Origin of the sequence: Corallococcus sp. AS-1-6, from assembly GCF_020037015.1 — a bacterium.
Classification (GTDB): domain Bacteria; phylum Myxococcota; class Myxococcia; order Myxococcales; family Myxococcaceae; genus Corallococcus.
Genome location: NZ_JAIQDE010000017.1, coordinates 1 through 14,051, shown reverse-complemented (window position 1 = coordinate 14,051; position 14,051 = coordinate 1). Strand labels below are relative to the sequence as shown.

The window sequence follows — 14,051 nt, the reverse complement described above, 5'->3', positions numbered from 1 at the left end:
CTCAGCGCGCCGGTGCTCGCACCTTCGGCTTCGACTCCGCCGCCGGCAGGTTCGCGTCGAACCAGTCCAGCGTCCGGAGCAGCCGGTCCTTCTGGTGCTCGGGCTTGCGCAGGCTGTGGCCTTCGTCCGCGTAGATGACCAACTGGGTCTTCACGCCCAGCGTCTTCAGCGCCTTGTGGAACTCGTAGCCCTGCGACGCGGGCACTTCCATGTCCCTTTCACCGTGCAGCACCAGCGTGGGCGCCCTCACCTGCTTCACGCCGTTGATGGGCGAGGAGCGCGTGTACACCTCCGGCTCGTCGTACACCGACGCCCCGAAGTACGGCAGCATCCAGGCGTCGATGTGGTTCGTGCCGTAGTAGCTCTGCCAGTTCGCGATGCCCGCGCCCGCCACCGCCGCCTGGAAGCGCTGCGTCCGCGTCACCGCCCACATCGTCAGGAAGCCGCCGTAGCTCCACCCCGTGATGCCCTGCCGCGCCGGATCCACCGGCGCGGACGCCAGCACCGCGTCCAGCCCCGCCAGCACGTCGCTGAAGTCCCCGAAGCCGAAGTCGCGGCGGTTCGCCTGCACGAACGCCTCCCCCTGGCCGTAGCTGCCTCGCGGGTTGGGCATGAACACCGCGTAGCCGCTCGCCGTGAACAACGCCGTCTGCGGACTGAACGCGGGCAGCACTCCCGCCGCCGGCCCTCCGTGCACCACCGTCACCATGGGCGCCTTGCGTCCGGACACGTCCGGCACCGGCAACACCAGCCACCCCTGCACCGGCTGCCCGTCGCGCGTCCATGTCACGCTGCGCACGTCGCCCACCGGCACGCGCACGTCCGCGTTGAGGCGCGTCACCTGCCTCCACGCCCCCACCCTCCCCGTCCACAGCTCCGGCGCCTGGGTGATGGAGTCGCGCACCACCGCGCTCGTCACCCCGTCCCTCCCCAGCGACACCGTCACGTGCTCCGGGCCCTTCCACAGCGTCTTCACCGCTCCGCCCCCCGGAGCCACCGCCATCAGCGCGGCCTCGCCCTGCGCCTGCGCCACGAACACCAGCCGCTCCGCCGCGGGCCAGAAGAGGTCCGTGGCCGTCGCCTTCAGCCCCTCCGTCACGTTTTGCGCGGGCGGCACCTCCACGGGCAGCGCCGCCTTCTCCCCGAACCGCACCTTCGCCGCCAGCCGCTCCGGCACCGACACCACGAGCACGTCCCCGCCCGTGTTGCCCTCGTCGCTCATCAGCCCCTCGATGAACGCGAGCCGCCGGCCATCCGGACTCCACGCGGGCTCCGCCACCTGCCACCGGGGCGCGTGCAAGAGCGACGTCTCCCCCGTCCCCGCCTCCACCGCGTACACCCGCGCGCTCCACCAGTTCGCGTCCCCCGGGGGCTTCGACGCCGTCACCGCCACCCGCGCGCCGTCCGGACTCCACGCGTACTCGTGGATGAACAACCCCGCGGGCGACACCATCCGCAGCCGCGCGTCCTCCACCGTCACCACCGCGAAGCGCTTCACCGGCGGGGACGCCTGCACCACGCCCGTCTCCCGCGCCGCCGGCCCCCGGGGCCCCAGCGCGTCCTCCGCGCCCTCGATGACGAGCAGCCCCACGGACGTCCCGTCCGGGGACCACCTCGGCGCCGCCAGCACGCCCTTCACCGTGGTGAGCCGCCGCGCGGGCCCGCCAGCTCCGGACGCGTCCGCCACGTAGAGCTGCTTCGCCCGGCCCTCGCCCGCCGTGGACAGGAACGCGAGCCGCCGGCCGTCCGGGCTCCACGTCAGCGCCCCCTCCGCGCACGGCGCGCCGTCCTTCGACGCGGTGACGCGCACCGGGGCCCGCTCCGGATGCGCCAGCTCCCGCACCTGGAGCCTCGCGGCCTCCGCGGTCCCGGGCACCGACTCCACCCAGGCCACCCGCGTGCCGTCCGGCGACAGCGACACCTCGCGGATGCGCACCAGGCGCTGGAGCGCGTCGTACGTGGCGCTCGCCTCCCCCCGCGCGGGCGCCGCCCCGGACGCCAGCGCGCCCCACACGCAACACCCCACCGCCACAGCCAGGCTTGCCGCTCGCATCCGCCGCCTCCCGCGAAAGACCGGGGCGGAGTGTAGCGGACCCGCCGCTCAGTGCAGTTGCGTGGGCAGCATGGGCAGCCCGTGGAAGAAGCGCCGCCCGCTCTCGAAGCGGTGGTGGAACGTCACGCGCTGGTCCAGGTACAGCCGCGCCATCTCCTCCTCGCCGTACGCGCGGAAGAACGCGGCGCGCGCCTCGTCACAGGCGCGCTCGTACTCCACGCACAGCGCCTCCCAGTCCTCCGGCGGAGGCTCCCCCTCCGGCCAGCCCTCGCCGGTGAGGCCGTAGTCGCGCTCCATCGCGTCCAGCTCGCGCGCCCGCATCCGCACGCGCGGATCCTCCGCGATGGCCTCGTCCGCCATCGCCGTCAGGATGTGCGCCACCAGGAAGAAGCCCGCGTCCGGCGGCACCGCGCCCGCGTCCCGCGCGCCCCGGAACGTCACCAGCAACTGCGCGTCCATCTCCTCGCCGCCCAGCTCCGCCAGCTTCGCCGCCAGCCCGCGCCACCGGGCCTCGGTCTCCAGGGCCTCCCGAAGCACCCCTTCCAGCTCCTGCTCACCCATCTTTTTCATGGTGTCCTCTCCCGGCCCGCGAAAGTCCCTTCCCACGAAGGTTCCCATCCCCGTCTGACGCACGGGCCCGGCAAACCGTGCTGTCCCCTCTTTCCAAGACGTCCCGGCGCGTCAGGTGCAGGACGCCCGAGCGCGGCGCCGTCGCGTGGCGGACGCGCAACCGTGCTCGGGGGGACGGACGGCCTGGCGGCCAGCCCGGCCATTTCGGGGCTGCCGGGGTGACGAACCGCGCGGCCGGTGATTGCGTCCGGCCCCGGCCTTCCGCGCGGCGCCGGGTGTCACCCGCAGGACGCTTGGACGGCGCGCGGCCCCGGCGCGCACATTTGGAGGACGACGGTGGTTGCCGCCGGGCGCGGGATGACGCATCCGCAAGGCATGGGGCCCGCAGCCGGTGGCCCGCCCCGGGGAGCCTTTGCCGGTGTCCGAGCCCGTCGTCACGTTGCCGCCGAAGTCCCAGGTGTCGCCCCGCACGGTGTTCACCGTGTGCCTCGTGGTGCTGGGCGTGATGGCCCTGGTGGTGCTCGTCGCCAGGACGCGCGTGGCGCTCACGCTCACCGGCATCGCGGCCATCATCGCGCTGTCGCTGGAGCACGGCGTGTCGCGGCTGGAGAAGCGCGGCATGCGGCGGTGGCTGGCCATCACCCTGGTGCTGTTCGCGCTGTTCGTGGCCACCGTGGCGCTGGGCCTGCTGGTGATTCCGGACCTGGTGGAGCAGGTGGACGCGCTGGTGACGCAGTGGCCGCACCTGTGGAAGCAGGTGCGCGGCACCGGCATCCTGCGCGCGCTCAACCAGCGGCTGCACAGCCTGGGCTGGAACGAACGGCTGGAGGAGGCCACGCCCGCGCTCGCGGGGCCCCTGCCCGAGCTCCTGATGAGCGCCATTGGCGGCGTGGTGGGCCTCCTGGGTGGCGTCATCACCGTCTTCTTCCTGGTGGTGTTCATGCTGGTGTTCGGCGGCGGCGTGCTCCGGCGCCTGCTGGACCTGGCCCGCCCCGACCACCGCCTGCGCTACGTGCGCGTGCTGCGCAACGTGTACAGCGCGACGGGCGGCTACCTGTCCGGCATCACCCTCATCTGCGCCATCAACGCCACGCTCACCACCACCATGCTGGCGGTGCTGGGCATGCCCTTCTATCTGCCCCTGGGCGTGGCCAGCGGCTTCTCCAGCCTGGTGCCCTACGCGGGGCCCATCATCGCGGGCGGCATCATCACCCTGCTCACGCTGGCCACCGGCGGCCTGTGGAAGGCGCTGGCGGTGTTCATCTACTTCCTCCTCTACGGCCAACTGGAGGGCAACGTGATGGCGCCGCTCGTGTTCAAGCGCACCGTGCACGTCAACCCGCTCGTCACCCTGCTCGCGGTCCTCTTCTGCGTGGAGCTGGGGGGCATCGTGGGCGCGGTGGTGGCCGTGCCCGTGGCGGCCACCGTGCAGATCATCGTCCGGGAGGTCCTCCTCTTCCGCCAGGAGCGCCGCGCCGCGGCCGTCCTCCCGGAGCCCTGAAGGGCCCCAGCCCCGATGACCGCCTCGCCGCTCCAGCTCCTGTTGACGCACGGCTCCGGCCCGCTGCTCTTCCTCGCGCTGGTGGCGGGAGGCCTGGGGCTGCCGTTCCCGGAGGACCTGGTGCAGCTCGCGGCGGGCGTGCTGTCGCACCGGGGGGCCATGCCGCTCCCGGCCGCCATCGCGCTGTGCTTCGCGGGCGTGCTGTGCGGGGACACCGTGCTCTTCCTCACGGCGCGCCGGCTGGGACAAGCCCTGTACACGCACCGGCGCACCCGCCGCCTGTTCCCCCCGGAGCGCCGCGAGCGCATCCAGGGTCTGTACGCGAAGCACGGCTCGCGCGTCGTCTTCGTGGGCCGGTTCATGTCCGTGCTGCGCGTGCCGGTGTTCGCCATGGCCGCCGCGGAGGGCATGCCCCTGCGCCGCTTCCTGCTCTGGGACGGGCTGGCGCTGTGCCTGAGCTCGCCCCTGGTGGTGACGCTGGGCTACCTGGGCTCCGCGAGCGTGGACCGCGTGGCGAAGGGCGTGGGCCGCGTGGAGCACTTCGTCGCGCTGGCCGGCGTGGCGGCGCTGCTCGTGGTGCTCGCCGTGCGGCATGCCCGCGAGAAGCGGCCGCCCCGCCCGTCGCCCCGAGGCCCGTGAGCGGCGGTCCCCGCCGCCCCACCTGGGGTTGAAGCAAGCAAGCTCACACTTGTTCTGCATGACCCGGCGCGCGCCGCGCGAATCCGCTATCAACCGGATGGTTTTCCTGGACGAACATCCGAGGCCTCATGACGCTCCCCAGTCCCTCCCAGGCCGGCTCCACCGCGGCGGCGTCCCCGGAAGGGGGCATGGACTGGCTGTCCGGCGGCGGTGAGATGGGGCGGTTGATCCGCTCCATGGACTGGTCGAAGACGCCGCTCGGGCCGGTGGAGACCTGGCCGCAGAGCCTGCGCACGACGGTCAGCCTCTGCCTGTCCTCCACCTTCCCCATCCTCATCGCGTGGGGGCCGGAGCGGGTACAGCTCTACAACGACAGCTACCGGCCCATCTGCGGCGCGAAGCACCCGGAGTCCATGGGCCAGCGCTTCCGCGACTGCTGGGCCACGGCGCTGCCGGTGGTGGGCGGCGTGTTCGAGAAGGCGGGCACGGGCATCGGTTCCTACATCGAGAACCAGCGCATGTTCCTGGACCGGCACGGCTACCTGGAGGAGGCCTTCATGACCTTCTCCTTCAGCCCCATCCGGGACGAGTCCGGGGGCGTGGGCGGCCTCTTCCACCCCATCACGGAGGTGACGGAGAAGATGCTCAGCGCGCGGCGCACGCAGACGCTGCGCGAGCTGTCCGCGCTCCTGGGCAAGGTGAAGACGCTGGAGGACATTGGCGCCGCGCTGGCGCAGTTGCAGCCGGACGCCGCGCTCGACGTGCCCTTCCTCCTCTTCTACCGCCGCGACGAAGCCGCCCCGCGCGTCCGGTGGGTGGGCGGCATGGGCCTGCCCCCGGGCACCGCGTGGAGCCCGGAGGAGGCGGGGCTGGACGGGCCGTGGCCCTTCGCCACCGGGGGCGCGGACCCCGTGGACGTGCCGCGCGCGCCGCTGGACGCGGGCACCGTGCCAGGGCCCTACGAGGAGCCGCCCGCGCACGCGCTCGTGCTCCCCGTCCACCCGGCCGGCATGGCGGAGCCCTATGGCCACCTGGTGGCCGGCGTGAGCCCCCGCCGCGCGATGGATGACGCCTACCGGAGCTTCTACGAGCAGCTCCAGGCCACGGTCACCAACGCCGTCGTCAGCGTGCGCACCTACGAGGCGGAGGCCCAGCGCGCGGAGGCGCTGGCGGCCATCGACCGGGCGAAGACGGCGTTCTTCTCCAACGTGTCGCACGAGTTCCGCACGCCGCTCACGCTCATCCTGGGCCCGCTGGAGGAGTCGCTCGCGGACGAGGACGCGCCCCTGCCGCCGGCCCAGCGCGCGCGCCAGGAGCTCACCCACCGCAACGCGCTGCGCCTGTTGAAGCTGGTCAATTCGCTGCTGGACTTCTCCCGCATCGAGGCGGGCCGGGTGAAGGCGGGCTTCCACCCCACGGACCTGGCGCGGCTCACCGGGGACCTGGCCAGCGTCTTCCGCTCCGCCATGGAGAAGGGCGGGCTGCGGTACACCGTGGAGACGCAGGACGTGGGCGAGCCCGTCTACGTGGACCGGGACATGTGGGAGAAGGTTGTCCTCAACCTGCTCTCCAACGCGTTCAAGTTCACGCTCCACGGCGGCGTCAGCGTGCGGCTCGCGCGCGAGGGGACGCGGGTGCGGCTCACCGTGCGGGACACCGGCACCGGCATCCCGGAGGCGGAGCTGCCGCGCGTGTTCGAGCGCTTCCACCGCGTGGAGTCCTCGCGCGGGCGCACGCACGAGGGCACCGGCATTGGCCTGGCGCTCATCCAGGAGCTGGTGAAGCTGCACGGCGGCACGCTGGGCGTCCACAGCGTGGAGGGCGAGGGCAGCACCTTCTTCGTGGAGCTGCCGCTGGGCCGCGCGCACCTGCCCGCGGAGCAGGTCCACGACGACGTGGGGACGCCGCACGCGGGCAAGCTGGGCTCCGCCTTCAGCGAGGAGGCGCTGCGCTGGCTGCCGGATGCGCCGGAGCCCCTCCCGCCGCCGGGCCCGGAGCCGGTGGGGGCCCCTCGCGGCGCCACCGCGCTGGGGGGCCCGGGCGCGGGGCTCGTGCTGCCGGCGGGGCGCGGGCGCATCCTCGTCGCGGACGACAACGCGGACATGCGCGCGTACGTCAGCGGCCTCCTGGCGCCGCACTGGAACGTGCGCGCGGTGGCGGACGGCGAGGCGGCCTTCGAGGCGGCGGTCGAGCACAAGCCGGACCTCATCCTCAGCGACGTGATGATGCCGCGGCTGGACGGCTTCGGCCTGCTCCAGAAGCTGCGCGGCGACGCGCGCACGCGCGGCATCCCCTTCATCATGCTGTCGGCGCGCGCGGGCGAGGAGGCCCGCATCGAGGGGCTCCAGGCGGGCGCGGATGACTACCTGGTGAAGCCCTTCTCCGCGCGCGAGCTGCTGGCGCGCGTGGACAGCCAACTGCAACTGGCGCGGGCCCGGCGGCAGCTCTCCGACTTCTTCATGCAGGCCCCCTCGGCCATGTGCGTGATGACGGGCCCGGACCTCGTCTTCACGGTCATCAACCCCCTGTTCGCGAAGCTGATGGGCCGGGACATGCTGGGCCGGCCCGCGCGCGAAGCGCAGCCCGTCGGAGGCCACGGCGTGCTGCTCCAGCACCTGGAGCGCGTCTACCGCACCGGCGAGCCCTTCGTGGGCCACGAGGTCCCGGCGCGCCAGCCGGACGGCCAGGGCGGGCTCCAGGAGCTCATCCTGGACGTGGACATCCACGCCCAGCGCGACGGCGAGGGCCACATCCAGGGGCTGCTCGTCGCCGTGCAGGAGGTCAGCGAGCGGACCCACGCGCGCCAGCAACTGGAGGCCCTCACCCGAGACCTCCAGCACGCGCTCACCGCGCGCGACACCTTCCTGGGCGTGGCGTCCCACGAGCTGAAGACGCCCGTCACCGCGCTGCTGCTGCACCTGGAGATGACGCGCCGGCGCCTGTCCCCCACGCGCAGCGACCCTCCCACCCCGGAGAAGCTCCTCGTGGCGGTGGAGTCCGCGCAGCGGCAGGTGGAGCGGATGTCGCGGCTGGTGGACGAGCTGCTGGACGTCTCCCGCATCCGCGCGGGCAAGCTCGACCTCCACATGGAGGAGAGCGACCCGATGGAGCTGGTGCACGAGGTCCTGGACATCTTCCGCGAGCAGATGGAGCAGGCCCGGTGCATCCTGCAGCTCCGGGCGGAGCTGAACGTGCGCGTGTGGTGGGACCGCTCGCGCATGCAGCAGGTGCTGACGAACCTGGTGTCCAACGCCATCAAGTACGCGCCGGGCACGTCGCTCGGCGTCGGGCTCAGGAAGCACGGCGACCGGCTCATCCTCTACGTGTCGGACGGCGGCCCGGGCATCCCTCCCGAGCACCAGGCCCGCGTCTTCGAGCGCTTCGAGCGCGGAGGCCCGCCCCGCTCCGTGCACGGCCTGGGGCTGGGCCTCTTCATCGCCAGGCAGATCGTCGAGGGCCACCACGGCAAGCTGGTCCTGAAGAGCGCCCCCGGCCAGGGCGCCGCCTTCATCATCGACCTGCCGCTGCCGCCCCGGGCCCAGGCCTGAGCGCGCGCCTTCAGTGCGCGACGCCCGGGGGCTTCACCGGGCCGGGCAGGATGTTCTGGTTCACGTGGAAGAGGTTCTGGGGGTCGTAGGCCCGCTTCACCTCCACCAGCCGCGCGTAGTTGTCGCCGTAGGTGGCCTGCACGCGCTCCTGGCCCTCCTCCATCATGAAGTTCACGTAGGCGCCGCCCGCCGAGTACGGGTGCAGCGCGCTCCAGTACTCCTTCGCCCAGGCGGAGATGTCCGCCGCCCGGTCCGGTGACGGGTCCACCCCGACGATGACCTCCGACCAGCGCGCGTCGCGGAAGCGGAACGCCGTGTCATGCGGGCCCACCCGGTGCGCCGCCCCGTCGATGGGGTACAGGTGCATGGTGGACTGCATGGACGGCAGGCGCTCGGCGAAGTGCACGTGCTGCTCGATGGCCGCGTCCGGGATCTCGCGCACGAAGTCCGCGCGCCAGTACCACTGGTGCCCCGGCGGATAGAGCGCGTCGAAGGCGCTCTGGAGCATGGGGAAGGGCATGGGCATCGCGCCGTGCAGCGCGGGCTTGAGCGCCAGCACGGGCGCGAAGAACTCATCCGCGCGCGCGGGGTCGCCCGTGTAGCACCACACCACGCCGCACATCTTCTGGAAGTGGAGCGCCTCCGGGAAGGGCGGCGCGGGCGGCACGGTGAGGAAGCCGAAGAAGCCGCTGAGCTCTTCCGGCGCGGCCGGGAGGAACTCGCGGTACCAGCGCAGCACCTCCGCAGCGCGGTCCAGGGGCCAGAGCGTGGGGCCTCCGATGACGGTGTCCACGGGGTTGGCGCGGAACAGGAAGGACGTCACCACGCCGAAGTTGCCGCCTCCGCCGCGCACCGCCCAGAACAGGTCCGGGTGCTTCTCCTCGTTCGCGGTGACGAAGCGGCCGTCCGCGAGCACCATGTCCACGGCGAGCAGGTTGTCGATGGTGAGCCCGAAGCGGCGCGTGAGGTACCCCAGGCCGCCGCCCAGCGTGAGCCCGGCCACGCCCGTGGTGGAGATGATGCCGGAGGGCACCGCGAGCCCGAAGGCGTGGGTGGCGTGGTCCACGTCCCCCCAGACGGCGCCGCCGGAGACGCGCACCGTGCGGGCCTCGGGGTCCACGCGCACGCCGCGCATGCGCGACAGGTCGATGACCAACCCGTCATCCACCAGCCCCAGGCCGCCGCCGTTGTGGCCGCCGCCGCGCACGGCCAGGGGGAGCTTGCGTTCGCGGGCCAGGGCCACCGCGGCGATGACGTCCGCCACGTCCGCGCACCGGGCCACCATGGCCGGGCGCTTGTGGATCATCGCGTTGTACAACTGACAGGCCTCCGCGTAGTCGGCGTCTCCCGGCTGGATGAGCGCGCCGCGCAGTTGCGCCCGGAACAACTCCACGCTGTCCGGCGTCAACCCCGCGGGCAGGCCGGGGCCTGTCTGCGGGCGGTGGGTTTCGAGTGTCATGGCGGTCCCCTCGTCGAGCATCGGCGCCGGCACGGCGCCTGACTCAACGGATGCGCACGGGGGAGGCCCGCGCGGCACCGGGAGGCAGGAGGGGGCCTCCCGGCACGCGCCGACCGGCGGGCGCGGACGTGGCGCTCCGCCCCTCCTTCCCTCCCGGGGCGCCACGCTCCCGGAGGAGGATGGGCACGCCCTCGCGGCGCGAGGCTCGCGGCCGCGCGAGCGCACGGGGGCGCTCGCGCTCTCCGCGCGGGGGACGGCTCAGCCCGCCGCCACCTCGCGCAGGCTGTCCTCCACGCCCTGGAGCAGCAGGTCCAGGTCCGCGTCCGGGATGTTGAGCGCCGGCGCGATGTAGACGGTGTTGCCCATGGGGCGCAGGTACAGGCCGCGGCGGCGGGCGGCCTCGTAGACGCGCCACCCGCTGTCCGCGAAGTAGCCTCCGCCGCCCAGGTCCACCGCGCCCACCATGCCCACCGCGCGCGGGCGCACCAGCCCGGGGAGGGTGGCGGCCATGCGCTCGAAGGCGGCCTTCACGCGCGGCGCCTTGCGCTGGACCTGCCCCAGCACATCCTCGTCGCGGTACACGGCCAGCACCTCGCGCGCCACGGCCGCGCCCAGCGGGTTGCCGCAGTACGAGTGCCCGTAATACAGCGCCCGGTCCTTCGCCCCCAGGAAGCCCTGGAAGATGCGCTCCGACGCGAGCGTGGCGGCGAAGGGCAGCAGGCCCCCGCTGAGCGCCTTGGCCAGGCACAGGAGGTCCGGCACCACGCCGGCCAGGTCCACCGCGAAGCGCGCGCCGGTGCGGCCCATGCCGGTGAAGACCTCGTCGGCGATGAGGAAGGTGTCCACCGCGCGGGTGGCCTCGCGCACCTCGCGCACGAAGTCCGGCGACGACATCCACATGCCCGCGGCGCCCTGGATGACGGGCTCCAGGATGACGCCGGCGATGCCATCCGGATCCGCCGCGAGCGCGGCCTTCACCTGGGCCAGGGCGCGCGCGTGGCCGTCGGGTTCGGCGGGGGACGGCACGTGCACCACGTCGAAGAGGAGCGGGCCGAACACGTCGCGGAACTCGTGCACGCCGCCCACGCTGGTGGCGCCCAGGGTCTCGCCGTGGAAGGCGCCGGTCAGGGTGATGAAGCGGGTGCGGCGGGGCCGTCCGTTCTGCGCCCAGTACTGCGCGGCCATCTTGATGGCCACCTCCACCGCGGTGCTGCCGTTGTCCGAATAGAAGACGCGCGACAGCTTCTCGCCCGAAGGCACGTCCGCCCGCTCCGCGCCCGGGGCCAGCGCCGTCAGCTCCGCGCCCAGCCGGGCCGCGGGGCCGTGGGTGATGCCCGCGAGCGAGACGTGGGCCAGGCTGCCCAGTTGCTCGGTGAGCGCGTGCACGAGGCGCGGGTGGCGGTGTCCCAGGGTGGACACCCACCAGGAGCCGTTGGCGTCCAGGTAGCGCCGTCCGTCCGCGTCATGGAGCCAGACGCCCTCCGCGCGGACGATGACCAGGGGGTCCGTCTTCGCGACGTACTGCTCCATGGCGGTGTAGGGGTGCCAGACGTGCTGCTTGTCGAGTCCGACGAGGGTTGCCCGATCCACGGTGGAGGCTCCTGGGTGTGAAGGGGGGTGACGCGCCGCGTGCCCTTCTGCCCTCCCCGGGGACGGCCCGCAACGTCGCGGTGCGACACGTGGGACGGGGGCGAATGGGTGACCGCACCGGGCCTTATCCACCAGCGGACAGGCGGCGGAGGGTGACGCTCAGTGGCGTGCGTCCGGGACGGGACGGTGGGGCCGGTCCGGTGCCGGTGACGTGGGGAGCGCTGACATTGCCGTGACAGGGGGGGTGTTAGCCCTGTGTCTGTCATCACGGGAGAGTCATGGCCATCATCATCTTCTTCATCAGTCACTGGCTGCTCTGCGTCTTCTTCCAGAGCTTCTTCCAGCACCGTTACGCGGCGCACCGCATGTACAGCATGGGGCCGCGCACGGAGAAGGTGATGCACCTGCTCACCTACCTGGTGCAGGGCTCGTCGTACCTGTCGCCGCGGGCGTACGCCATCCTGCACCGCGAGCACCACGCGTTCTCGGACACGGAGAACGACCCGCATTCGCCGCACTACTTCAAGGACGTGGTGCGGATGATGTGGCACACGAAGGAGCGCTACTCGGGCATCCTGACGCGCAGGATCCAGCCGGAGCCGCGCTTCGAGGGTGGCTATCCGGAGTGGAAGCTGGTGGACGAGACGCTGGGCCAGTCCTGGTGGGCGGTGCTGGGCTGGGTGGCGCTGTACACGGCGTTCTACGCGGCGTTCGCGACGTCGCCCTGGATGTTCCTGCTGTTGCCGGTGCACTTCGTGATGGGGCCGGTGCACGGCGCCATCGTGAACTGGTGCGGGCACAAGTACGGCTACCGGAACTTCAAGGGCGCGGACAAGTCGCGCAACACGCTGCCGGTGGACGTGCTGTGCATGGGTGAGCTGTTCCAGAACAACCACCACAAGTACGGCAGCAGCCCGAACTTCGCGGCGCGCGCCTTCGAAATCGACCCCACGTGGCAGGTGATGCGCGTGCTGTCGAAGCTGGGCGTCATCCGCATCACCACGCCCCAGCGCGCCGTGTACCCGGAGCCGCGCGAAGTGGCCCGCCAGAGCGGCGCGGGAGCACAGGCGGCCTGAGTTCCGGTCCAGACTTGAAGCAACGCGGGGGAGCCGTCCATCAGGGCCTGCTCCCCCGTGGTGTTTCTCAGGCCTGTTGGAGCGCCTCGGCCAGCGCCTCCGCCAGGGTCGTGGTGGGGCGGCCGATGAGGCGGCTGAGCGTGCGGCTGGTGTCGTTCAGGTCGCCCCGGGCGATACCTTCGTCGGAGTTGGCCAGCACGTCGGCGTAGCCCTTGGGCAGGCCCGCCTGCATGAGCGCGGCGGCGAAGTCGGCGGGTGGCAGGTCCTGGTACGTCACGGTCCTGCCGGACTGGCGTGACAGCTCCGCCGCGTACTCCGCCAGCGTGAAGCCCGTGTCACCCGCGAGCTCGTACACCGGGTTCCCGTGGCCCGTGCCGGTGAGCACCGCGACGGCGGCGTCCGCGAAGTCCTGGCGGGTGGCGGGGGCGACGCGGCCGTCCTTCGCGCAGCCCCGGAGCACGCCCTGCTCCAGCGTGCGCTTCGCGGCCTCCGTGTAGTTCTCCAGGTACCAACCGTGGCGCAGGAACACGAACGGCAAGCCTGACGCGCGGATGGCCTCCTCCGTGAACAGGTGCTCCGGCGCCAGCACCATCCGCGATGTGTCCGCGTGCAGGATGCTCGTATAGGCCAGGAGCTTCACGCCAGCCTTCTTCGCCGCGTCCACCACGGTCTGGTGCTGCTTGCGCCGCTGGCCCACCTCGCTGGAGGAGATGAGCAGCGCCGTGTCTCCGCCGGAGAACACGCCGTCCCACGTCTCCGGGCGGCTGTAGTCCGCCTTGCGGACCTGCACGCCGCGCGCGGCCCACTCCGCGGCCTTGTCCGGATTGCGCACCGCGACCGCGACCTGGTCCGCGGGGACCTTCTTCAACAGGCCCTCGACGACGAACCGGCCCAACCGCCCCGTGGCTCCCGTGATGACGAACATGGCTGCCTCCGTGTTTCCCGTGGCCGGGAGCATCTCAAGCCCCCAGGCCTCCCTGCGCTACACCTCCCGCCCCGCTCGGGCCCAAACCTGTCCGACTGTCGGACAAGTTCGTGCGAAGCGTCACCGGGAGGCCCCGCCGCCCAGTGGCCTGGAGGTTTCGCGACTTCACGGGCGCCCGTCACGACCGGGCACGGCGAGCGCTTACGGCGGACGTGTCGGACTCGGCGGCTATCACGGGGTTCCGCACACCGCACCGGAGTGCAGTCACGAGGGGCGAGCAATGGGCAACCGCTGGTGGGCGGTGCTGTGGCTGGGTCTGCTTCCCATGCGAGGAGCGGCTACGGATGCGCCTGACTCCGGGACTTCAGGCCCCCAGGAATCCTCGCGCTCCGGGTCTCCATTGGCACGGCTGGAGGTGGCACCGCTCGCGTACCTTCCGCGCTCAGGCGGCGGTGAGGCCGAGGGCTTCATCCAACTGGAGCCCACGCTCATCCTGGAGGGTGGTTCGGAGTTCGGGCTCAACCTCGGCGCACCGGTCAGATTGCGAGCATGGGGTGGCACGGGTCTCGTGAGGAGGGAGGACTGGGACCACCTGTCCGACTTCGGGCAGGTGGTGCGCGGCCTCAAGCTGGGCTCGAACGACGCGCCCGTGGGCGTCTGGTTCGGCGCGCTGGAGTCCTACAGCCTGTT

At 72.5% G+C, this 14,051-nt stretch carries 9 protein-coding genes and 1 pseudogene; 5 read left to right on the top strand and 5 right to left on the bottom strand.

Annotated features, from left to right (window positions below; genetic code table 11):
• Position 1: 1 nt before the first annotated feature.
• Together K8612_RS22745 and K8612_RS22740 are read right to left on the bottom strand one after the other, a co-directional pair.
• On the bottom strand, positions 2-2,053 hold the full coding sequence (locus K8612_RS22745; RefSeq protein WP_223763836.1) for a S9 family peptidase: 2,052 nt from the start codon (positions 2,051-2,053) through the stop codon (positions 2-4).
• 48 nt (positions 2,054-2,101) lie between these two features.
• On the bottom strand, positions 2,102-2,623 hold the full coding sequence (locus K8612_RS22740) for a hypothetical protein (protein ID WP_223744914.1): 522 nt from the start codon (positions 2,621-2,623) through the stop codon (positions 2,102-2,104).
• A 418-nt stretch (positions 2,624-3,041) separates the two neighbouring features.
• Here K8612_RS22740 and K8612_RS22735 point away from each other — a divergent pair, with 418 nt between their 5' ends.
• The 3 genes from K8612_RS22735 (at position 3,042) to K8612_RS22725 (ending at position 8,311) form a co-directional block, all read left to right on the top strand.
• A complete protein-coding gene (locus tag K8612_RS22735; RefSeq protein WP_223763835.1) occupies positions 3,042-4,124 on the top strand; it encodes an AI-2E family transporter in 1,083 nt (360 codons plus the stop codon).
• Positions 4,125-4,139: 15 nt separating this feature from the next.
• Positions 4,140-4,763 (top strand): DedA family protein, encoded by a 624-nt coding sequence (locus K8612_RS22730; RefSeq protein ID WP_223763834.1) that lies wholly within the window; start codon positions 4,140-4,142, stop codon positions 4,761-4,763.
• Between the two features lie 128 nt (positions 4,764-4,891).
• Complete coding sequence (locus K8612_RS22725; protein WP_223763833.1) at positions 4,892-8,311, top strand: ATP-binding protein; 3,420 nt, start codon at positions 4,892-4,894, stop codon at positions 8,309-8,311.
• Between the two features lie 10 nt (positions 8,312-8,321).
• Here K8612_RS22725 and K8612_RS22720 read toward each other — a convergent pair whose 3' ends face one another.
• Both K8612_RS22720 and bioA read right to left on the bottom strand, forming a co-directional pair.
• On the bottom strand, positions 8,322-9,770 hold the full coding sequence (locus K8612_RS22720; protein WP_223763832.1) for an FAD-binding oxidoreductase: 1,449 nt from the start codon (positions 9,768-9,770) through the stop codon (positions 8,322-8,324).
• 258 nt (positions 9,771-10,028) lie between these two features.
• Positions 10,029-11,360 carry an adenosylmethionine--8-amino-7-oxononanoate transaminase gene (gene bioA / locus K8612_RS22715; RefSeq protein ID WP_223763831.1) on the bottom strand — a complete coding sequence of 444 codons (1,332 nt, stop codon included), beginning with the start codon at positions 11,358-11,360 and terminating at the stop codon, positions 10,029-10,031.
• Positions 11,361-11,638: 278 nt separating this feature from the next.
• Here bioA and K8612_RS22710 point away from each other — a divergent pair, with 278 nt between their 5' ends.
• Positions 11,639-12,436, top strand: coding sequence for an acyl-CoA desaturase (locus K8612_RS22710; RefSeq protein ID WP_223763830.1), 798 nt, complete (start codon positions 11,639-11,641; stop codon positions 12,434-12,436).
• Between the two features lie 67 nt (positions 12,437-12,503).
• On the opposite strand, the gene K8612_RS22705 is transcribed toward K8612_RS22710, so the two are convergent.
• A complete protein-coding gene (locus K8612_RS22705; protein ID WP_223763829.1) occupies positions 12,504-13,361 on the bottom strand; it encodes an SDR family oxidoreductase in 858 nt (285 codons plus the stop codon).
• 415 nt (positions 13,362-13,776) lie between these two features.
• On the opposite strand from K8612_RS22705, the pseudogene K8612_RS22700 reads away from it, so the two are divergent.
• Positions 13,777-14,051: pseudogene (locus tag K8612_RS22700) on the top strand (hypothetical protein); the annotation flags it as partial.